Here is a 22,082-nt window from a genome sequence, read left to right on the forward strand (position 1 = left end):
TTCTTTTTATTCGATGACTTCTCCTGTCACTGCTTTTTGCTTTTCAATTAATTCTTTAATGCCCTTTTCGGCTAAATCAAGCAGTCCGTTTAGCTGCTCTCTTGAGAATGTCGCTTCTTCGCCTGTCCCTTGAAGTTCAACAAAGCGTCCAGCGCCTGTCATGATGACATTCATATCTACTTCAGCTGAAGAATCTTCTTCATAATTTAAATCTAACAGAAGACCCTGCTGAGAATCAATTCCGACGGATATCGCCGCTAAATAATCAGTGATCGGGTTTTGTTTGATGACACCTTCTGCTCGAAGCTTTTGAATCGCAAGCGTCATGGCAACAAAAGCACCTGTAATGGATGCTGTGCGTGTGCCGCCGTCTGCTTGAATGACATCACAGTCAATCCAAATCGTGCGTTCTCCAAGCTTTTCTAAGTCAACGACTGCACGGAGTGCTCGTCCAATTAATCGCTGAATTTCCATTGTACGTCCTGTCACTTTTCCTTTAGATGATTCTCTAATGGTTCTTTGAGCAGTTGCTCTTGGAAGCATGCTATATTCTGCTGTAATCCAGCCTTTTCCTTCTCCTCTTAAAAAAGGAGGTACGCGGTCTTCGATGGATGCGTTACAAATCACCTTCGTATTGCCCGCTGAGATTAAGACAGAGCCTTCTGGATGCGTAATGTAGCCTGCCTCTATTTCAATTTTTCTTAATTCGTCATAGTGTCTTTCATCTAATCTCATGATTTACCTCCGTTACAATATACATTCCGCGCGTATGCCAGCGGGGTTCTCCTACTAACTTTGACAACCTCAGCTCGTTCTAATCGCTTGGAATAAAAAAGAGGCAGCGAATATGCATGCCTCTTTTTCTCCATTATATCAATGTGTGACGTTAAAAACTACCTGTATTCACTTGTTCTGGTCGTGAAACCGGCTTTGTCAGCTCTGCTCCTTTTTCGTTCACAAGCTCAGCCTTGCCGTTCACCTTGACAGATACGCTTTTGACGTCCGGCAGCTCGGTTAATGTGAGCACAATGCTATCAAGAACTTTTTGTGAAATGACCTTTTTCTTTTCATCTGCACTGCCAAAAATGGATTCGTTGAAATCAAGTGTCACATGTCCATCTTTTACTTTCGGGATATCATTCAGCTTTACATCATGATCAAAGTCTGTGAGCAAATGGCTTTTTTTGCTTGGGCCAGAGACGAGCTCATGAATGGCTGCTGTAATTTGATCATCCTCATCTTTTGGCGCTCTTTTGGTCACTGGAACATAGTACGTCTGTTCATCAGATTCAGCTAAGTAATACACCGTCACTGGCTTTGTCGATGTCATATCAGCGGCAGCCTCATGCTGAATATTAATACCGTCTTCTCTGCTTAAATCATCTGAGATGGGCGTACCGTTCACAGGCATTTCTTTTAGTTCATGTCCATTCATCTTCAATTTGACTTTGGCGACGGATTCAAACTGCGTTAACGTCCAAGTGACCGATTGCAGGATGCGCTGTTCATCTTCTTTTTTATAGTTTTTGAATTCATTTGAAAAATCCACTACGGCCGTTCCGTCTTTAATGTCGACTGAGACGCTCGTGTCGGCCGGCAAAACAGCCCGGAATCCATTTGGCATAAGGTTAGAAATCGGTCCTCCGTCCACGAGGTATTCAAGGGTTTGTTTGGCACTTCCTTCATTTTTCGGCAGTGGAATGGATTGAGAGACGACATACCCATTTTTATCAATTAAATATAATTCTCTCATGACTGTATCTGCCTTCTTCTCTTCTTTTCCTTCTTTCGCTGTTTGTTTATCTTCTTTATTATCTTTCACATATGTGACGTTTTGTGGCGGGTCAATCTCTGTTTTCGCTTGGTCTGTTTGAAACAATCCGCATCCTGACAAAAGCATGGCTGACGCGATACACGTCACAGCTGCTGTAGATCCTTTTTTCAGCATACTTCACCCTCCTCTAGTAGTTTGTACTACTATGTATACGAGCTCCCTCTGCGGATTAGACCCTTTTCATAAAAAAATAACCCACCTCAAGAAGAAGCGGGTTATTGCTGATAGACGTGTTCGAGTGATACGGTTTCGACCTTCCCTGGCAGGTAGCCAAACCAGTCACGAGCGATGTTTTCAAAATTTTGCTGCTGCCCTGTTGTATAAAATGTATGGACAGGTGCTTCTTGAGACGTGTTTAACAGCCCTTTATAGGAAAGAATTGTACTCGCTTCCCTAGCGGTCTCATCCCCTGATGAAATGATGCTCACATCACTGCCCATAAAGCGCTGAATCGACTCTTTTAAAATCGGATAGTGCGTGCAGCCAAGAATAAGTGTATCAATTCCTGTTTCTTTCATCGGTTCAAGGGAATCTTTCACCACTTCATCTGCTGTTTGATCTAAAAATGTACCGCTTTCCACAAATGGGACAAGCAGCGGACAAGCCAGACTTTGAACCGCTAGTCCTGCTTTTAGAGATAGCAGAGCTTCTTTGTATGCCTCGCTTTTAATCGTATTGGCCGTACCAATGACACCAATCTGCTGATTGTTTGTCACCTTGATGGCTGTGCGGGCACCGGGCTGAATCACGCCAATGACCGGAATATCAAGTGTTGCTTTGATTTCATCTAGTGCGATAGCCGTCGCTGTGTTACATGCGATGACGAGCATTTTAATATGATGATGTCTTAATAAGTAGTGTGCCATTTCCCAAGTATATTGAAGAACCTCTTCTTCTTTCCGAGGGCCATACGGGCACCGTTTTGTATCGCCTACGTAAATGATTTTTTCTTTTGGCAGTTGTCTCATGATTTCCTTTGCAACGGTTAAACCGCCGACGCCGGAATCAATGACGCCGATTGGTTGATCCAACAAAATCGCCTCATTTTCTTTTCATTTGCTGCTGTAGTTTCGTTAAGGATTGATTGAAAACGATGGCTTCTTCTTCTGAGAAAGCCCCTAGAAGTTCACTGACGTATTCTTGGCGTTTAACAATCACTTCTTGAATGATCCGCTCGCCTTCAGGCAATAAATGAATGCGAACCACGCGGCGGTCAGAAGGATCTTTTACTCGTTCGACAAGTTCACTTTTTTCCATTCGATCAATTAAGTCGGTGGTTGTACTGCAAGCCAAATACATCTTTTGTGATAGCTCACCTATTGTCATATCTCCGAATTCATAAAGCCACTGAAGCCCTACAAATTGAGGAGGTGTAATCGTATATTGATTCAGGATTTCTCTGCCTTTTTGCTTAATAATTGCCGCAATATGGCGCAATGATTTCTCAATCTCTGCTACATGGTCGAACTCATTCGTTTCCATTTCATTGATACCTCACTATAGCATCTCACTTTGATTAAAACGTACATTCCTATTTTCCTCGTTTTTCAGAGAAAATGCAAGAAGAGACTCATGGAAACCATATAGAAATAACCGGTTCCTCCCTGGTGTGGAAGGAAAACCGGCTGACTTTAGAGCTCTAGCTCACCCATACGCAGAAGCTCGACTACGGCCTGTGAACGACCTTTGACTCCTAGCTTTTGCATGGCATTCGAAATATGATTTCGAACAGTCTTTTCGCTAATAAAAAGCTCGCTTGCAATTTCTTTTGTTGTTTTATCTTGGACGAGCAATTCGAATACTTCTCTTTCTCTTTTGGTTAATAGCGGCTTGGATTGAAACTCTTTCTCCTTCAAGTATTGTAACCCTCCTTGCTAAGGTGAGAGCTCTAGTCTCTATAGAATGGGATTCTGTATAGTCGAGATATCATATGCCGGCTGCCCGAGGTAGGTGACGTTAAAATCGAGAATTCCCGCATATGAGCGTCCATTTTGTGCGCTTTTATCCGCACAAAAAAAGGACGAGTCTCCTACCCGAGACATCGTCCTTTTCATACACGTATTTAAAAGATAGAAATGGCACCTGTTAACAAAGCGATCAATGTTGTAAAAAGGGCAGTTAACACGGTCCATAGCAGGGCGTACCTTTGCAAATCGCCAATATCTTTGTTCAGCATACTGACAAGAAGGAGCGTTGAAGCCACAAGAGGGCTCAGCAAGTGGACAGGCTGTCCGATAATAGAAGCGCGCGCAATCTCCACCGGATCAATCCCGTATGCTGCACCCGCTTCAGCTAAGATTGGCAGCACACCGAAATAATACGCATCATTTGAAAGAACAAATGTAAATGGCATACTTGTTAAAGCGACAATGAGTGGAAAGAATGAGCTGTAGGAATCCGGAATCATGTAAATGACCAAATTAGCAATGGACTCCACCATTTTTGTTCCCGAAAAAATTCCTGTGAAAATTCCAGCTGCAAACACAAGAGTAATAACCGTTAAGGCATTTCCTGCGTGCGATAAAATTCTCTCGCGCTGATCTTCAACCTTTGGATAGTTGATCATGAGCGCGATGACAAATCCAATTAAGAAGAGAACTGGAATCGGTACGATATCTAAAACAAGTGTCGCCATCACCGCAATTGTCAAAAAGAAGTTTACCCAAATGAGGTTTGGTCTTTTCATGTCTTCGACGCCATCTTCAATTGACGCTGCCAATTCAGGGGAGATCGAAATCTCTTCTTTGTACTGAATCTCTGCGATCCCAATTCGTTTCCGCTCTTTTTTCCCGAGCACATAGGCAGTAAAAAGAATGAATAGACCGCCAGCTACCATCGTTGGAATTAATGGAATAAAAAATTCAGCTGCATCCAAGCCAAGTGCAGCAATTGCACGAGTAGCAGGACCTCCCCATGGGGTCATACCGCTCATAATGCCTAATGATAATAATGAAATCGTCCCTAAAATCAGCGGGTTCATCCCAATTCTTAAGAAAAGTGGCAGCAAAGCTGATACAGTAATCATGTACGTTGTCGTCCCATCCCCATCTAATGCAACAAGCATAGACAAAATCGCTACCCCAAACGCAATTTTGACAGGATCCCCTTTCACAATACGTAAAATGAGTTTAATCAGTGGATCAAACAGCCCTGCATCCAGCATGACACCAAAGAATAAAATGGCAAATAATAATAAAGCAGCAGACGGTGCAACCGTTTTGAGTCCATCAAGCATCATATCCCCTAATCCACTGTAAAACCCACCGATCAATGCAAAAATGATCGGCACAACGGTTAATGCCACCACCGGATGCATACGTTTTGTCATAATAAGAAATGTAAAAGTTACGACCATTAAGAGTCCTAAAATAGCTAGCACTTTATATCCCTCCATCCTCTTCTTTGCGCAGTCAGCAAGCGCCCCTTTGCACTTGCGACCTAAATGTTAGCGCTTTCTATTTCAAGGATATAATAGCTCTTTTTATAATGAAAATATTGATTTTTTCGTATATTCTATAAATTTTTTTTATAATCAACCTTGCTGGCTTCTTAAAAACTCTATGAATGCTTTCACAACAGATAAATGAAGAGAGTCTGGCTGATACATAAGCCATGTATCTCTTAAAACAGGCTGGCCATCTTTATACGAAAGACCTTTTACAAATAGCTCATCACTTGGTCTGAGGCAAATTTCCGGAACAATGGCGTAGCCTAAACCGTGCTTGACCATCTCTTTTGATGTATCCTGGCGGTCTGTCTCCATCGTTACAAGCGGAGGCATGGTAAACGTTTCCTGCCACCATCTGTTAATCAATCGTTTTAATGAACTATCTGTATGATAGTCAATGAGCGGAAGCTTTGGGAGGTCCTTTAGCTGGATTTCTGATTTTGAAATGATACAAAGCCGCTCTTTATCAAGCAAAAACCGCTCTCCATTCCAATCGTAATCCCCTCTTAAAATCCCTAAATGGACACTTGATGTGCCTAATAAATCCATGACTTTCGTGCTCCAGCCTGTATTCACCATGAATTGAACATGTGGATACTGCTTAGAAAATTCTCTTAAAATTTCCGGCAGCTTATACTGAGCAAAGTTGCTTGAGACCCCTAACCGGATTGTCCCTTTGACCTTTTTTTGCATGTTGAGCATGCCATCTTTTGTTTGCTGAAGCTGTTTGAGCATGTCATTTGCATATGCAGCCAAGTACTCGCCTTCTGACGTAAATTCAATCCCTCGTTTTCTTTTAAAGAAAAGCTTCAAATCAAACTCCTCTTCAAGCTGCTTCAACCGATAGCTTAAGGCAGGCTGAGAGACAAATAATTTTTCCGCCGCTTTTGTGATGTTCTTTTCTTCATAGAGCACCTTTAAAAACCGCCAGTCTTTCTCATCCATTGTGTGCCCTCCTTTTTCCTAGTTATAAAAAAATTTTATTGATTCCTCTTAAAATAATGTATTTAACTTATTTCTTATTATACTTTACCATTTTGATTAGATAAACAGTTCATTAAAAATTGAGGGTGAGAGCAATGAGAAAAGTTCCAATCACAATTATGCGAGGCGGTACAAGCAAAGGGGTATTCATTCAAGCAAACGATGCACCCTATGAACACGATGAGCTCGAGGCATTTCTTTTAGACATTATGGGCAGTCCTGACCGGCTGCAGGTCGATGGGATCGGCGGCGGTAATTCTTTAACAAGTAAAGTAGCCATTATTGATAAAGCCACACGTCCAGATGTGGATGTGAACTATACGTTTGCACAAGTCAGCATCAATGAGAGATATGTCGACTTTAAAGGGAACTGCGGGAATATCTCATCAGCGGTTGGACCATATGCCATCATTAAAGGACTTGTTCAAGCAATTGAGCCCATTACGACTGTACGTATCCTCAATACCAACACCAATAAAGTCATTGTAGCAGAGGTTGAGGTTGAAAACGGCGAAGTGAAATTTGAGGGAGATGTAGAAATTCCAGGAGTAAAAGGGACAGGATCTCCCATCTATCTATCATTTGAAAAACCTGAAGGCGCTGTAACAGGTAAAACCTTTCCGACAGGGAACCGCATGGATACGATTCAGACAAAATTCGGGGAGATTCCGATCTCGATCGTTGACATCGCAAATCCCATTGCCTTTGTCCGAGCGAAGGATCTTCATTTAAAAGGAACTGAATTGCCTGAGGAATTTTCAGACGCATTACTGGATGATTTAGAAGAGATTCGTTCCATCGCTGCTGAAATGTGTCACTTTGCGCCAAAAGACATGGCAACATTACAGTCACCAGCCGTTCCGAAGCTTGCGATTATTAGCGAACCTGCTGATTATGTCGATACAAATGGAGTGATGAGACGAGCAGCCGATATGGACATCATCGTACGCATGCTATCAATGCAAAGACCACACCAAGCGCTTGCCATTACCGGCTCTGTCTGTGTGTCAGCCAGCTGTTTTATGGAACAAACACTTCCTGCACAGCTTTTTGATGGACAACATGATACGCTTCGAATCGGGCATCCTGCCGGAATTATGCAAACGGACATTGACGTGTCTCAAAACAGAGTCAAAGTCATTCGAACCGCAAGAGAAATCCTAGACGGGGTTGTCTTTACGAAACAAGATTATATTGTGCAGCCTCGTATAAAAAGAGAAGCCTGAAGCAGACGAGAACATCGTCTGCTTTGATATTGTTGACAAAGGGCTAAAATGATGTTTATTTTAGTCCTTTGTCTTCTTTTCAGCGTGATAGAAAACCTTTGCAGTCTAGGAAGGACGAGTAGCGGAGCGAATGAAACATTCGTGAGCACCGGCGCGCAGACCTGACAACGAATGCGAGGGTTTGTCTACACGCTGGAAGCAGACGAGAAGACGTCTGCTTTTTTTAATGTTGAAGCGGGGCATCAATATCTCCCGCAGAATGAGCTTTGATCTGTCCTTTATCATCTTTTAGCTGAAGATGACCAAAGCGGTTAACACCGCTGCAAATGCCTTCTTCCCATGTTTGTTTTTCACGATCTAACGAAATGCGAAGCGGCTTGTTGAGTCGATATAACCGTTTGTTATAGAGGGCAGTGAGTGCTTCAAACCCTTCATTCTTCCAGCGTGTATGATATTTTTCAAAAGCCGTGGCAAGGTCCTTCACAAGCTGATCGGCTTTTACCTCTGTCAGTTCAGATAGGCAAATGGTTTTGTACGGGACATGCTCCGGCTTTGTTTCTACATTGATACCGACACCAATATAAATGGCGCTGCGGTCTGCTTCTATTAATGTGCCAGATACCTTTGCTTCATTAATGAGAATATCATTCGGCCATTTGATCGCCAGCTGATCGTCCGCTCTTATGAGTGGTTTCAGCACATCATAGATTGCTAGTGCTGTCAGCGGAGCGATCGTTGATTGAGTGGAGAGTTCTTCTGGCGGCATGACTGTCATGGTTACCGCCACATTCCCTACAGGCGTTTCCCATGGCCTGCCGAGTCTGCCTCTTCCTGCTGTCTGCTGGCGTGCATAGACAGCAAATGAGGGCTTTTCTCCTTGCTGCATGAGCCTTTTCGCTTCATTATTTGTACTATCAATGGTGTCATATTGAAAAATCTTCATGTGTTCTCCTCTTGTTTCTTCTTGATATGATGCTTTTATTATAACAAAATGAAGTGTGCACGTTGATAAGGCAGCATGCTACTCATTTCGCTGCGCCTGAAATGTCTTTTTTTCTTCTTCAGTAAATGGGACAGATGTGCCTGTATCTTTACTAATTTGCACCATCGTGACTGACCCTGTAAAGCATGGTTCCTGCTGCTCATTTTCTCCTAAGTAATGAAGAATGAGTGAGCTTGAGCCTACCTTTTCCGGCTTGACATACACACGAAGCCTCTCTCCAATCTCTACCTGCTTGATGTAATCACATTGCAGATTAGCGACGACTGTCATGGTCTCTCTCACACGTTTCATCCGTTTATCAACAATACCTGTTTTTTGAAAAAAGGCAATGCGCGCCTCTTCAAAATACACAAAAGGGGTGACATTGTTCATATGGCCAAACATATCCGTTTCTGAAAAACGAACAGTGGTTTCGACATAAAATCGAAAGGATGCCCTCCACTCTTCAAACGGCTCTTCAATATATGACGGCAATCTCACTTGATCATCTCCTTATTTGGAAACAAAACGCCTCTCCCGTATTGGAAGAGGCGTTTGTTTATATGTTGCATCCAGCCTCTTAAACACTCATCATGATTGGCAAAGAGGACTGAATGTGATGTTATTCTGCGTGATCGCTTCCGAAGAAGTTACGGAATGCTTGTAAAGTTGTATCTCGGTTAAGTGCAGCAATTGACGTTGTCAGCGGGATTCCTTTCGGACAAGACTGCACACAGTTTTGGGAATTCCCGCAGTTCGCAAGACCACCGTCTCCCATAATTTCTTCTAAACGGTCAGACTTATTCATCGCACCTGTCGGATGTGCGTTAAATAAACGAACTTGCGAAAGCGGTGCAGGGCCCATAAAGGAAGACTTATCATTCACGTTTGGACAAGCTTCAAGGCAGACACCACATGTCATACATTTCGAAAGCTCGTATGCCCATTGACGTTTTTTCTCAGGCATTCTTGGTCCAGGACCAAGGTCATACGTGCCATCGATCGGTACCCATGCTTTCACTTTTTTCAAGGAATTGAACATCCGGCTTCTATCAACCTGCAAGTCTCTCACAACCGGGAATGTCTTCATCGGCTGAAGACGAATCGGCTGGTCTAACTTGTCAATCAAGGCTGTACATGACTGGCGCGGTTTTCCATTAATGACCATAGAACAAGCTCCGCACACCTCTTCAAGACAGTTCATATCCCAGTTGATTGCCGTTGTTTTTTCCCCTTGTTTATTGACCGGGTTCCGTCTAATTTCCATGAGTGCGGAAATGACGTTCATATTTGGGCGGTAAGGAATTTCAAATTCTTCATCATAAGGCTTTCCATCTGCTGTATCTTGACGTGTGATTATGAATTGAATCGTGTTTTTTTCACTCATCTTATTTCTCCACCTTTTTCTTCGAGTAATCTCGTTTACGAGGTGCAATTAACGATACATCGACGTCCTCATAGTGGAATGCTGGCTTTTGATTTTTTCCTTTGAACGTAGCCATCGTTGTTTTTAGGAACTCTTCATCGTTTCTCTCTGGGAAGTCCGGTTTATAGTGTGCGCCTCGGCTTTCATTCCTGTTGTAAGCCCCGATCGTAATGACTCTTGCCAGTTGAAGCATGTTGTCAAGCTGACGTGTGAAGGCAGCGCCTTGGTTGCTCCATGAAGCTGTATCATTGATGTTGATCTTTTTGTAGCGCTCCATTAGTTCTTCGATCTTCTGATCTGTTTTTAAGAGTTTGTCATTGTAGCGAACGACTGTGACGTTATCCGTCATCCATTCTCCAAGCTCTTTATGAAGCACGTACGCATTTTCTGTTCCGTCCATGCTCAGGATGTTGTCCCATTTCTCCTGCTCTTTCTTCACGGCGCTGTCAAATGTTGCAGAAGATAGGTCTTCCGCAGACTTTTCAAGACCGCTAATGTACTTCACAGCATTCGGTCCAGCGACCATTCCGCCGTAAATGGCAGAAAGCAGTGAGTTTGCTCCAAGTCTGTTTCCGCCGTGCATAGAGTAATCACATTCTCCGGCAGCAAATAGACCTTTGATATTCGTCATTTGATCATAATCAACCCATAATCCGCCCATTGAGTAATGAACAGCAGGGAAAATTTTCATTGGAAGCTTACGCGGGTCATCACCCATGAATTTTTCATAGATTTCAATGATACCGCCAAGTTTAATATCAAGTTCTTTTGGATCTTTATGAGAAAGATCGAGATATACCATGTTCTCTCCGTTGATGCCAAGCTTTTGCTCGACACATACGTCGAAAATTTCACGTGTAGCGATATCACGCGGTACAAGGTTTCCGTATGCTGGATATTTTTCTTCCAGGAAGTACCAAGGCTTCCCGTCTTTATATGTCCAAACACGTCCGCCTTCACCACGAGCCGATTCACTCATGAGACGAAGCTTGTCATCTCCAGGGATCGCTGTTGGGTGAATTTGAATGAATTCTCCATTTGCGTAATGAGCCCCTTGCTGATAGACGATGGATGCAGCAGATCCAGTGTTAATCATGGAGTTCGTTGATTTTCCGAACACGATTCCAGGACCTCCTGTTGCCATGATCACTGCATCTGAACGGAAGGATTCAATTTCCATTGTCGTCAAGTTCTGCGCGACAATGCCTCGGCATACTTCCTCGTCATCTAACACAGCGCCAAGGAATTCCCAGCCTTCATATTTCGTGACAAGTCCTGCTACTTCATAGCGGCGAACCTGCTCATCAAGTGCATATAATAGCTGCTGACCTGTTGTAGCTCCAGCAAATGCTGTACGGTGGTGCTGTGTTCCCCCGAAGCGGCGGAAGTCCAATAATCCCTCTGGTGTTCTGTTAAACATTACACCCATCCGATCAAGTAAATGGATAATGGACGGCGCTGCTTCACACATTGCCTTTACTGGCGGCTGGTTGGCTAAGAAGTCTCCGCCATACACCGTGTCATCAAAATGTTCATAAGGTGAATCCCCTTCACCTTTTGTATTCACCGCTCCGTTGATTCCGCCCTGTGCACATACAGAATGCGAACGTTTTACAGGTACGATTGAAAATAGTTTAACAGCTGTTCCCGCTTCTGCTGCTTTAATAGTTGCCATGAGACCAGCTAAGCCGCCTCCGACAACGATGATGCTAGAATTACTCATTGTAGCCCCTCTCCCTCTTCTACTAATCTATTTCCTCTTAAACAAAAGCGAAAATTGCTCTTAGCCCTACATATGAAAGCGCTATAAATATACCTAACGTCACATATGTGGAGATTCTTTGTGAGCGTGGTGAAACAGTAATTCCCCAGCTGACAGCAAATGACCACAAGCCATTAGCAAAGTGGAAAATAGTAGATAAAACGCCGACAATATAGAAGCCTAGCATAAATGGAGAGCTTAAAATATTCGCCATCATGTCATAGTTCACTTCAGCTCCAAGCTGAGCTTGAATTCGTGTTTCCCATACATGCCAAGTCACAAAAATCAATGTGATGATACCTGAAATCCTTTGCAGTCTGAACAACCAGTTTCTTAAGTAACTGAAGCGAGACGTGTTGTTTTGTGCCGTAAAGGCTATGTACACCCCATAAACAGCATGATAGATCAGTGGTAAGAAAATCACGAACAGCTCAAGTGCATATCTGAATGGAAGCTGTTCCATAAAGTGTGCAGCTTTGTTAAACGCCTCTGGTCCATTCGTCGCAAAGTGGTTCACCACTAAGTGCTGAATTAAAAATAGACCGACCGGAATGACGCCAAGCAAAGAATGCAATCTCCGATAAAAAAATTCTTTGTTCCCCGACATTACTTTACCCCCTAGTAAAAAGTGCAATTGCTGAAAATTGTCTTACCCCCGCTTCTTTCAATTGTAAGCACTTTATTCAAATTTATTGACAATTTCATTTTACTCCTATGTCAAAAAAGCGTCAAGAAACCGCGTACATAAATTAAAATTTTCCGAAATTTAAAAGTTTTAAATCAAAATTCGTTTTACTACAATAAGAATTTCTTAGACTTCAGGGAAAACTCTGTCATCATATGCTCACATAAGCTATAATAAATTGTTGAAAGAGGGGAGCCGTACAATGAATAAATTCGAATCTAACTTAGAACAGCTAAAAGAAATTGAAGTCAATGGATTTGCCTACGAGCTGATACGCGAAGTTCTGCTGCCTGATATTCTTGGTCAGGATCATTCATCTATGATGTATTTTGCGGGTAAGCTGCTTGCTCGTAAATTTCCTCAAGAGTCATGGGAGAAGATCCCCGAATTTTTCCATGATGCCGGATGGGGAACTCTCACGATGGTCCATTCGAAAAAACAGGAAATTGAGTTTGAGCTCGAAGGTCCACTTGTATCAAATCGACTCACCTATCAAAAGGAGCCATGCTTTCAGATGGAAGCAGGTTTTATTGCTGAACAAATCCAGCTTCTCAACGAGTACGTGGCTGAATCTTATGAACAAGTGAAAAAGCGTGCTGATAAAGTCATTTTAACCGTTAAATGGGATTTAAGAGACCCAAGCTAACTCTCTTTATGAAAGGCGCAGACTTCAGGTCACGCCTTTTTTTGTTTGCCTTCTTCTATCATAGCATACTTAGTGAATGGGTTTGCGGCGGTTTCGAATATAAAAAAGAGGTGCACTCTTTCATGAGATACACCTCCCGCCTTTTTAAGAATGCGCAGCTACCTTTGATAAATCAAACGCATCATGCAATGCTTCAACTGCTTTGACCATATCGTCTCGGCCAACCACTGTCGAGACTTTAATTTCAGACGTACTGACCATTTTCACTTGGATGTCTTTTTCTGCTAACACAGCGAACATTTCAGCTGCTACGCCTGGATTTGAAACCATACCAGATCCAACAATGGATACTTTGGCTAATTTGCTTTCTGTCTCGATCTGTTCGTAGCCGAGTGCTCCTTTATATTCTTCTAACACTTCAACTGTTTTAGACAAATCATCCGTTTTCACAGAGAAAGAGATCGACGTCTGATTGGTGCTTGTGACAGACTGAATGATGATATCGACATTGATATTTTGCTTCGCAAGTGTCGTAAAGATGGTCGACAATGTGGTAAGACCGCTTGAAAGACCGCACACCGTCACGCGTGTAATCTGATCCTCAAATGCAATGCCTCTGACGACTAAATTTTGTTCCATGGATGATTCCTCCTCAATTAACGTACCCGATTCATTTTCAATACTAGAACGGACTTCTAGCGGGACTTGATAATTTTTCGCAAATTCGACAGCTCTCGGATGCAAGACACCAGCTCCTAAATTAGCCAGCTCTAGCATCTCATCATATGAAATACCTGCAAGTTTCCGCGCGGCCGGTACATAACGCGGATCTGTCGTAAACACACCTGGTACATCTGTGTAAATATCACATTTATCCGCTTTTAGTGCAGCAGCAAGTGCCACAGCTGTTGTATCTGATCCACCGCGTCCAAGCGTTGTGATATGCAAATCATCTGCAATTCCTTGGAAGCCAGCCACAACAACCACTTTCCCAGCACTTAATTCGTCTTTTATTCTTGTTTCATCAATATCGACGATTCTTGCGTTACCATGTACTTGCTCTGTTTTCATACCAGCCTGCCAGCCTGTAAAGGAAATGGCATCATAGCCTTTTGCTTGCAGCGCCATCGTTAATAAGGAAATGGTCACTTGCTCTCCAGTTGCGAGCAGCATATCCATTTCTCTTTTGCTCGGATGATCTGTGAGTTCTTTCGCTAGGTCTACTAGAACATCCGTTGATTTACCCATTGCCGACACAACCACAACCACATCATGTCCGGCCTCGCGTTCAGCGATGACCCTTTCTGCAGCGTTGCGAATTTTTTCTGTCGATCCAACAGACGTTCCGCCAAATTTTTGTACAATTAGTCCCATGTCTACCACCCTTTTTCAAAAGATCACGTGTGAGAGAAGAGGCAAGAAGCGGCTTTGGAGACTGCCTGCTCACTGCAAATAAAAAAAGCAATGAGAGAACAGATCTCCCATTGCTTTATAATCATCATCAAACGATGCAAACAATGAGATAGCCCTCCAAGAAATAAATTCTTGACAGCCCTACATTTCTTCAATGTACAGCCAGCGAATAAAATGAGTGGATTTTATTCACTTCGGCGACGCTCCCCTTTCAGCCCTCTTCCTAGATCCCATCGATCTCTGAAGGCTTACTCTTGAAGTTCGCACCTCTATCTTCAACAAACAACACGTTCATTTATTAAATTTAGTCACAATCTTAACAGACTTTTGGAAAAAGTACAATCTATTTTTTTAAAGCTTCCATTAAAAGCTCGGCCGTTTGTTTCGGGATGCCAGCCTCCTGAAATTCTTGGATAGAGGCTTCTTTCATCTTTTTGACAGAGCCAAAATGTTTAAGAAGCTGTTTTTTACGCTTTTCTCCGATACCTGGCACATCGTCTAAAATAGATTGAAATGCATTTTTTCCTCGCAGCTGCCGGTGAAAGCTAATCGCGAACCGGTGCACTTCATCTTGAATGCGCTGCAATAAATAGAAGGCCTGGCTATTCCGCTCCAGTGCAACAATTTCCAGTGTATCGCCCATCATCAGATTCGACGTCCTGTGCTTTTCATCTTTTACTAGACCTGCTACTGGAACAGACAGATTCAATTCATTTTCAAGCACATCTATCGCTGCATTGATCTGTCCCTTTCCTCCGTCAATTAAAATCAAATCTGGCAGCGGAAGCTCATCCTTTAACACGCGGGTATATCGCCTTCTAATGACTTCACGCATCGATGCATAATCATCTGGACCTGTGACGGTTTTAATTTTGTATTTTCGGTATTCCTTTTTATACGGCTTCCCGTCCTGAAAGACGACCATGGCAGAAACCGGGTCTGCACCTTGAATATTCGAGTTATCAAATGCCTCAATCCGGTAAGGCATATAAATATTCAGCGCATCTCCAAGCTGCTTCACTGCACCAATGGACCGCTCTTCATCACGCTCAATGAGCGAAAATTTTTCTTTCAAGGCGATTTTAGCATTTTGATGGGCAAGTAAAAGCAAATCCTTTTTCTTTCCTTTTTTCGGCTGATGAACGTTCGTCTCAAGCAATTGTTCAATCATCTCTTGATCTACGCTATCTGGCACCAGAATTTCCTTCGGCAGAAAGTGATTGTTCTTTTCATAAAATTGCCCCATAAACGTGAGAAACTCTTCCTCAGGGTCTTGATACATAGGAAACAGGCTGACATCTCGTTCAATCAATTTTCCTTGCCTGATGAAGAAGACTTGGACACACATCCAGCCCTTGTCATAGGCATATGCAAAAACATCTCGATCTGATAAATCGCTCATCGTCATTTTCTGCTTTTCCATCGTAGAGTCGATATATGCGATTTGATCTCTCAATTCTTTTGCGCGTTCGAACTCTAATTGTTCGGCGGCTTCCTGCATCTTTTCGGTAAGTTCCTTTTTGATTTGCTGATGTCCTCCGTTTAGAAACCTTATGATTTCGTCCACGAGCTGCTTATTCGTTTCTTCAGAAATGTCATACACACATGGCGCGAGACATTGTCCAAGATGATAATATAAACAGACGCGATCAGGGAGGGTGGCACATTTTCTGAGAGGATATAAACGGTCGAGCAGCTTTTTCGTTTCACGTGCTGCCTGTACATTCGGGTATGGTCCGAAATATTTCCCTTTGTCCTTTTTCACATGACGGGTGACGATCAATTTAGGATGTCGTTCATTCGTAATTTTAATAAAAGGATACGTTTTGTCATCCTTGAGCATGACATTGTATTTTGGGTCGTATTTTTTGATTAAATTTAGCTCTAAAATGAGTGCCTCGATATTAGAAGAGGTGACAATGTATTCAAAGTCCTCAATTTCACTGACAAGACGCTGCGTTTTGGCGTCATGAGATCCAGTGAAATAAGAGCGTACTCTATTTTTTAAGACCTTTGCCTTCCCCACATAAATGACTGTATTTTGTCGATCTTTCATTAAATAGCAGCCTGGTTGATCTGGCAAGACCGATAGCTTTTCTTTGATCAGTTTGTTCATATTTTCATCCGTCCTTGTTTTCCTCTTTCACTCCTTCTAGTGTATCACGAACATTTGTTTTATACCATATTGAAAGAAAAGCGGCTCTCGTCTTTACGAGAACCGCTTCAGTGAGTATGCCGCTCGGGCATAGACAGGTTTATAGATGTTTGTTAACAAGCTCAGCAAGTGCTTCTTTTGGTTTGAAACCAACAGAAGTTTCTACCACTTCACCGTCTTTTAAAACAAGAAGTGTTGGGATACTCATTACGCCGTATTTACCAGCAGTTTCTTGGTTATCATCTACATCAATTTTTACAATTTTCATTTTATCGCCCATTTCTTGATCAAGTTCTTCAAGAACTGGAGCAATCATTTTACAAGGTCCGCACCATGGTGCCCAAAAGTCCGCAAGAACAACACCTTCTGCAGTTTCTTGTGAAAATGTTGCGTCAGTAGCTTTTACGATTGCCATTATTCATTCCTCCAATGTAAATTATGCTTTTTAGTATAGCATCTACCAATGTGACTTGCGAATGAAATGCTTACGAATCATTTTTTATGAAATAAATTAAAAAACAAACCGTACAATCGCACCAATGACAACAATTGCACCGATAATCATGAGAATCGTTCTAAGCATATAAATAACTCCCTTTCCGCTTCGTTTACAATGTATGATGCCCCAACATCCTCCTCATCAAACATCTAAATATGCGATCAAGCCAGATCGATCGTGATCATCACCACAGACATTGGCGGCAGATCTATGGTCAACTCACCCGGTTTTACAGCAAATTGCTGAAAGTCTGCTGGCTGGACAGCATGAGGATCATCAAATGTGTTGTGCGCATTCATGCGATCTGCTGTCAGCACACGGCCCGTAACTTTCGTTTTTGCATCCAAACCTTCAATGGCAAGGGATACTTCGTTTTGTTCATGCGGATTCAGGTGACAAAAGCTAATATGCATCTTATCGGACGAACGCGAAGCTGACACACTAACCTGAGGTATTTTTTCACCGCTTCGTTCATAAGGTGTTGACACGAATTCCACTTCAAGTGCTTCCTCCTCTTGATGCACTTGAAACATGTGAAACACATGATAAGTAGGCGTCAGAAGCATCTTTTCGTCTTTCGTTAACACCATTGCTTGCAGCACATTGACCGTCTGGGCAATATTCGCCATATGAATCCGCTGGCAATGACGATGAAAGATATGAAAATGAAGGGCACAAACAAGTGCGTCTCTTAGTGTGTTTTGCTGATACAAAAATCCTGGATTCGTACCTGGTTCTGGGTCATACCATGTTCCCCATTCATCAATGATCATCCCGATTCGCTTGTCTGGATCATAACGATCCATAATCTCTCCATGATCCACGACAAGCCGTTCCATCTCATAGGCTTTTTTCAATGTGATAAACCATTCATCTTCATCAAATTCAGTCGCTGACCCTTTCTTCTCCCACGTACCAGGTACGGTGTAGTAATGCAAACTGAGTCCATCCATCCAAGGTGCGGCCCGCTCCATTAATACTTTTGTCCAATTCACATCATTTGAATTGGCGCCGCATGCAATTTTGTATATGGTCTGACCTGCAAACTCTCTTACATACGTTTGATAACGTTTATATAGATCTGCATAGTATTCAGGCGTCATATTCCCGCCGCATCCCCAGCTTTCGTTGCCTACACCAACATAGGTCAGGTCCCAAGGTTCTTGTTTTCCATTTTGAATGCGCCAATCAGACATAGGTGTTCCCTTTGGAAATGTGATGTACTCGACCCAGTCTGCTAATTCTTGAACAGTCCCACTTCCCACATTTCCGCAAATATAAGGCTCACATTCAAGCAGCTCACACAATTTCATAAACTCATGCGTACCAAATGCATTGGATTCAACGGTACCACCCCAATGAGTGTTCACCATCGGCTTTCGTTCGCTCATATCTCCAACACCATTTGCCCAATGATACTCGTCTGCGAAGCAGCCGCCCGGCCACCTAAGCACCGGAATATGTAGTGCTTGAAGGGCTTTTAGCACATCGGTACGAATCCCCTCAATATGATCAATCTCAGAATCTTTTCCGACCCAAATCCCGTCATAAATCCCTCTTCCTAAATGCTCTTGAAAATGTCCATAGATGTGTTTAGAAATACGTCCGATCACGTCATTGACTTTTACTGTCCCCTTCACTTGTCAACCGCTCCTTTGTGTATTGATTACATACAAAAAAACCCAGAATACCTAGGCATTCTGAGTGTATGAGCGTTACGAGTGGATATTCATCTTTTTTAACTCTTCATTCAAAAGCGGTACCACTTCGAACAAATCACCGACGATTCCGTAATCGGCAATTTTGAAGATCTCGGCTTCTGGGTCTTTGTTAATCGCCACAATGACTTTACTGTTAGACATTCCGGCTAAATGCTGAATCGCCCCTGATATCCCGCATGCAATATAGAGATCAGGTGTGACGACCTTGCCTGTTTGCCCAATTTGCAGGGCATAATCACAGTAGTCTGCGTCACAGGCGCCACGCGAGGCACCGACTGCTGCGCCCAGCGTCTCAGCGAGTTCATTCAGCGGTTCAAACCCTTCCTTACTCTTGACCCCGCGTCCCCCGGCAACAATGACCTTTGCTTCAGATAAATCTACACCTTCTGACGTTTTTTTAATGACTTCCTTCACGATCGTTCGCAGGTTCTGAATATCGACAGAAACCGGTGTAATGTCTCCGCTTCGTGAGGCATCCCGCTCAAGAGGTGCCACGTTGTTTGGGCGTATGGTTGCCAAAAGCAGACGATCTGTTGAAATCACTTTTTCAAAGGCTTTTCCAGAGTAAATCGGTCTTGTGAAAACAAGATGTTCTCCGGTAACGCTTACATCAATCGCATCTGAAATTAGACCAGTTTGCAAGCGTGCAGCTATTTTCGGCGACAAGTCTTTTCCGATAGACGTATGTCCAAAGAGGACCGCATCTGGGTCAACCTGATCTAATATGGCTTGAAGTGCCTGCGTAAAACCATCTGACGTATAATATGAAAGGTGCGGATGCTCCACAATCATGACATGATCCGCTCCATAGTAAAGCAGTTCATTCGCTTGGTCTTTGACGTCATCCCCTATTAACACGCCAATGACTTCACCGCCATCTGCCACTTGATGAGCGGCAGCAATAGCTTCAAATGTCACATTTCTTAATTTACCGTCACGACTTTCTCCAAGTACAACAACTTTTTTACTCATCTTTCAAGTTCCCCCTTGTTCTCGTGATATCGTAAAGTGGATGTTTAGATGACCTTTGCTTCATTTCTTAGTAAATCTGTCAGTTCTTTGACTTGATCCTGAAGCTCACCGCTCAGCACCTTGCCACCCTCTTTTTTCTCCGGTAAGAAACGTTCAATTGTTTTGATTTTATATGGGACATCATCTTCATCGAGATCTAAATCATCAAGTTCCAACTCTTCTAAAGGCTTTTTCTTTGCCTTCATAATGCCAGGTAATGATGGATAGCGAGGCTCATTGAGACCTTGCTGCGCAGTGACGACAAGCGGAAGCTCAGCAGAAATGACTTCCACATCACCTTCTGCATCTCGTTCAATCGAAGCAGAGCCGCCGTCAATTTGAATACTTGTGATGGTTGTGACATATGAAAACCCAAGTAATTCAGCAAGACGCGGGGCAACCTGTCCAGAGCCCCCGTCAATTGCCACATTCCCTGCTAAGATCAAGGACGCCTCTTTGTCTTTTAAATAATGGTAAAGAATCGTAGAAGCTGAATATTGATCCCACTCTTCTAAGTCGTCTTCCACATTTAATAAAACGGCTTGATCGCAGCCCATAGCAAGCGCTGTTCTCAGCTGCTTTTCCGCATCCTCACTGCCAACTGTCACAACGGTCACTTCTCCCCCGTGCTCGTCGCGAAGCTGGATCGCTTCTTCTATGGCGTACTCGTCATAAGGATTAATAATGAACTCTGCCCCATCTTCTTGAATTGCACCAGACTGAATGGAAATCTTCTCTTCCGTGTCAAACGTACGCTTCATCAAAACAAATATATTCATTCATTTCTCCCCCTTGTGTCGTTTGAATCCCTTATTCCCCTTTAAAATTCGGTTTGCGTTTTTCAATAAAGGCTTGGATGCCTTCTTTGGCGTCATTCGATTGGAAAATTTCACCGAACTTTTTGGCTTCTAGCTTCATACCGCCATCATATGAATACAATTTTGTCGCATTCAATAAATCCAGCACATACTCGAGTGATTTTGGACTTTTCGTTGCAAATTTTGATGCAAGTGTTTTGGCTGCTTCGAGCGCCTCTTCCTCTGTTTCTGCCAGCTTTGACACAAGTCCACAGGCGAATGCTTCTTCACCTGTAATCGGTTCAGCTGTACCCATCATTTCTAGCGCTTTAGCAGAACCAACATAGCGCGGCAGGCGCTGCGTACCGCCGAACCCTGGAATGATACCTAGGTTTAGTTCAGGCAGTCCAAGCTTCGCATCTTTTGTTGCGATTCGGATATCACAAGACATAGCAAGCTCAAGACCCCCGCCTAATGCAGCTCCGTGAATTGAAGCAATGACCGGTTTTGGACATTGTTCAATCCGCTCAAAGACCTGCTGCCCTCTGTCTGCAAGACTTGAATAATCAGACTCTTCCTGTAACGTCGTAAATTCCTTAATATCAGCACCTGCTGAGAAAAATCTTCCTTCTCCGTGGATCACAATGGCTCTTACTTCTTCATTTTGTTCGAGCTGTTCAAACATGTCATTAAGCTCGGTGAGCAGCTGAGAAGATAAGGCGTTTGCTGGTGGATGCTGAATCGTGATAAGTGCTGTCTGCCTTTCGTGATGTAAGCTGAGTATCTTTTCCATGTCAATCATCCTTTTTCAAAATGTCTTTAAGATTGATGTATTCCGTTTAAGAGTAGATCACGTACGTTTTCTGCGAGTGCAGGAAGATCATATTTTTGATCATTCATGACCCATGTTGTAGCGGTTTCATCAATCGTCCCAAATACCATTTGTCTCGCTAAGCGGACATCTAGATTTTGTCTAAATTCTCCTGTTTTCTTTCCTTCTGCTAAAATGGATTCGAGCATATTTAAATACCCTTTCAGCACCTCATTGATTTTTTGCCGCAGCTCAAGGTTTGACTGCCTGAGTTCAAGCTGTGTCACAAGAGCCAAATGATGATTTTGCGCAAGCATACGAAAATGCTCCTCAATGAGTAGTAGAAGCTTTTCTTTCGCCGACGGTTTCTTTTGAATATCTGTTTCCATCCGTTCGATGAATTGTCCCATTTTTTCTTTGAACAATGAAATCAAAATATCCTCTTTATTTTTGAAATAAAGATAAATGGTTCCGTCTGCTACCCCTGCTTGTTTCGCAATCTTTGACACTTGTGATTGGTGATAGCCATTCTCTGCAATCACCACAACTGCTGCATCAATAATTTGCATGTACTTCGGTCTTTTCTGCTTCAATGTGCTTCGTCCCTTTCTGGATTGAATGAGTATTCATTCATAACTTTATGTTAAAAAGAAACGGGCGATTTGTCAAGTAATCTTCTTCT

General features: G+C 42.9%; 22 protein-coding genes and 1 riboswitch. Of the genes, 2 read left to right on the plus strand and 20 right to left on the minus strand.

The window, feature by feature from the left end; genetic code table 11:
* Window positions 1–6: 6 nt before the first annotated feature.
* The 7 genes from rph to MHI16_RS12930 all read right to left on the minus strand — a co-directional run bounded on the left by rph (window position 7) and on the right by MHI16_RS12930 (window position 6,227).
* Window positions 7–735 (minus strand): ribonuclease PH, encoded by a 729-nt coding sequence (gene rph / locus MHI16_RS12900; protein ID WP_058014504.1) that lies wholly within the window; start codon window positions 733–735, stop codon window positions 7–9.
* A 151-nt stretch (window positions 736–886) separates the two neighbouring features.
* On the minus strand, window positions 887–1,948 hold the full coding sequence (locus MHI16_RS12905; RefSeq protein ID WP_058014503.1) for a GerMN domain-containing protein: 1,062 nt from the start codon (window positions 1,946–1,948) through the stop codon (window positions 887–889).
* A 101-nt stretch (window positions 1,949–2,049) separates the two neighbouring features.
* Window positions 2,050–2,868, minus strand: coding sequence for a glutamate racemase (racE, locus tag MHI16_RS12910; protein ID WP_012010811.1), 819 nt, complete (start codon window positions 2,866–2,868; stop codon window positions 2,050–2,052).
* Window positions 2,869–2,875: 7 nt separating this feature from the next.
* On the minus strand, window positions 2,876–3,316 hold the full coding sequence (locus tag MHI16_RS12915) for a MarR family transcriptional regulator (protein ID WP_003216546.1): 441 nt from the start codon (window positions 3,314–3,316) through the stop codon (window positions 2,876–2,878).
* Window positions 3,317–3,465: 149 nt separating this feature from the next.
* Complete coding sequence (gene gerE, locus MHI16_RS12920; protein WP_003184172.1) at window positions 3,466–3,690, minus strand: spore germination transcription factor GerE; 225 nt, start codon at window positions 3,688–3,690, stop codon at window positions 3,466–3,468.
* Window positions 3,691–3,896: 206 nt separating this feature from the next.
* Window positions 3,897–5,213, minus strand: coding sequence for a citrate:proton symporter (locus MHI16_RS12925; RefSeq protein WP_058015134.1), 1,317 nt, complete (start codon window positions 5,211–5,213; stop codon window positions 3,897–3,899).
* A gap of 153 nt (window positions 5,214–5,366) precedes the next feature.
* Window positions 5,367–6,227 (minus strand): LysR family transcriptional regulator, encoded by an 861-nt coding sequence (locus MHI16_RS12930; RefSeq protein WP_058015133.1) that lies wholly within the window; start codon window positions 6,225–6,227, stop codon window positions 5,367–5,369.
* A gap of 134 nt (window positions 6,228–6,361) precedes the next feature.
* Between MHI16_RS12930 and MHI16_RS12935 the strand changes: the two genes are divergently transcribed.
* On the plus strand, window positions 6,362–7,492 hold the full coding sequence (locus MHI16_RS12935) for a PrpF domain-containing protein (protein ID WP_058015132.1): 1,131 nt from the start codon (window positions 6,362–6,364) through the stop codon (window positions 7,490–7,492).
* A gap of 223 nt (window positions 7,493–7,715) precedes the next feature.
* Here the strand turns inward: MHI16_RS12935 and MHI16_RS12940 are convergent, their stop codons facing one another.
* From MHI16_RS12940 to MHI16_RS12960, 5 genes are all read right to left on the minus strand, one after another.
* Window positions 7,716–8,435, minus strand: coding sequence for a biotin--[acetyl-CoA-carboxylase] ligase (locus MHI16_RS12940; RefSeq protein ID WP_058015131.1), 720 nt, complete (start codon window positions 8,433–8,435; stop codon window positions 7,716–7,718).
* A 78-nt stretch (window positions 8,436–8,513) separates the two neighbouring features.
* The gene (locus tag MHI16_RS12945) at window positions 8,514–8,975 is read right to left on the minus strand and encodes a thioesterase family protein (RefSeq protein WP_058015130.1); all 462 of its coding nucleotides are present in this window, start codon (window positions 8,973–8,975) and stop codon (window positions 8,514–8,516) included.
* A 121-nt stretch (window positions 8,976–9,096) separates the two neighbouring features.
* Window positions 9,097–9,861, minus strand: coding sequence for a succinate dehydrogenase iron-sulfur subunit (gene sdhB, locus MHI16_RS12950; RefSeq protein ID WP_058015129.1), 765 nt, complete (start codon window positions 9,859–9,861; stop codon window positions 9,097–9,099).
* Window position 9,862: 1 nt separating this feature from the next.
* Window positions 9,863–11,623, minus strand: a complete 1,761-nt coding sequence (gene sdhA, locus MHI16_RS12955; RefSeq protein ID WP_058015128.1) for a succinate dehydrogenase flavoprotein subunit — start codon at window positions 11,621–11,623, stop codon at window positions 9,863–9,865.
* A gap of 37 nt (window positions 11,624–11,660) precedes the next feature.
* Window positions 11,661–12,269: a succinate dehydrogenase cytochrome b558 subunit gene (locus MHI16_RS12960; protein ID WP_058015127.1), complete on the minus strand. Its 609-nt coding sequence runs from the start codon at window positions 12,267–12,269 to the stop codon at window positions 11,661–11,663.
* 280 nt (window positions 12,270–12,549) lie between these two features.
* Between MHI16_RS12960 and MHI16_RS12965 the strand changes: the two genes are divergently transcribed.
* On the plus strand, window positions 12,550–12,993 hold the full coding sequence (locus MHI16_RS12965) for a YslB family protein (protein WP_058015126.1): 444 nt from the start codon (window positions 12,550–12,552) through the stop codon (window positions 12,991–12,993).
* 144 nt (window positions 12,994–13,137) lie between these two features.
* Here MHI16_RS12965 and MHI16_RS12970 read toward each other — a convergent pair whose 3' ends face one another.
* From MHI16_RS12970 to MHI16_RS13005, 8 genes are all read right to left on the minus strand, one after another.
* Window positions 13,138–14,367: an aspartate kinase gene (locus MHI16_RS12970; RefSeq protein WP_268466323.1), complete on the minus strand. Its 1,230-nt coding sequence runs from the start codon at window positions 14,365–14,367 to the stop codon at window positions 13,138–13,140.
* 141 nt (window positions 14,368–14,508) lie between these two features.
* A riboswitch (Lysine riboswitch) is annotated at window positions 14,509–14,686 on the minus strand.
* Window positions 14,687–14,749: 63 nt separating this feature from the next.
* A complete protein-coding gene (uvrC, locus tag MHI16_RS12975; protein ID WP_058015124.1) occupies window positions 14,750–16,522 on the minus strand; it encodes an excinuclease ABC subunit UvrC in 1,773 nt (590 codons plus the stop codon).
* A gap of 139 nt (window positions 16,523–16,661) precedes the next feature.
* Window positions 16,662–16,976, minus strand: a complete 315-nt coding sequence (gene trxA, locus MHI16_RS12980; RefSeq protein ID WP_007501629.1) for a thioredoxin — start codon at window positions 16,974–16,976, stop codon at window positions 16,662–16,664.
* Window positions 16,977–17,221: 245 nt separating this feature from the next.
* Window positions 17,222–18,700, minus strand: coding sequence for an alpha-N-arabinofuranosidase (locus tag MHI16_RS12985; protein ID WP_342497978.1), 1,479 nt, complete (start codon window positions 18,698–18,700; stop codon window positions 17,222–17,224).
* Window positions 18,701–18,775: 75 nt separating this feature from the next.
* Window positions 18,776–19,753, minus strand: a complete 978-nt coding sequence (locus tag MHI16_RS12990) for an electron transfer flavoprotein subunit alpha/FixB family protein (RefSeq protein WP_058015122.1) — start codon at window positions 19,751–19,753, stop codon at window positions 18,776–18,778.
* Between the two features lie 44 nt (window positions 19,754–19,797).
* Window positions 19,798–20,571 carry an electron transfer flavoprotein subunit beta/FixA family protein gene (locus MHI16_RS12995; RefSeq protein WP_012010823.1) on the minus strand — a complete coding sequence of 258 codons (774 nt, stop codon included), beginning with the start codon at window positions 20,569–20,571 and terminating at the stop codon, window positions 19,798–19,800.
* 31 nt (window positions 20,572–20,602) lie between these two features.
* Window positions 20,603–21,382 (minus strand): enoyl-CoA hydratase, encoded by a 780-nt coding sequence (locus MHI16_RS13000; RefSeq protein ID WP_058015121.1) that lies wholly within the window; start codon window positions 21,380–21,382, stop codon window positions 20,603–20,605.
* Between the two features lie 26 nt (window positions 21,383–21,408).
* Window positions 21,409–21,993 carry a TetR/AcrR family transcriptional regulator gene (locus MHI16_RS13005; protein ID WP_003216590.1) on the minus strand — a complete coding sequence of 195 codons (585 nt, stop codon included), beginning with the start codon at window positions 21,991–21,993 and terminating at the stop codon, window positions 21,409–21,411.
* Window positions 21,994–22,082 lie beyond the last annotated feature (89 nt).

The organism is Bacillus sp. FSL K6-0923, assembly GCF_038630825.1.
GTDB lineage: Bacteria > Bacillota > Bacilli > Bacillales > Bacillaceae > Bacillus > Bacillus pumilus.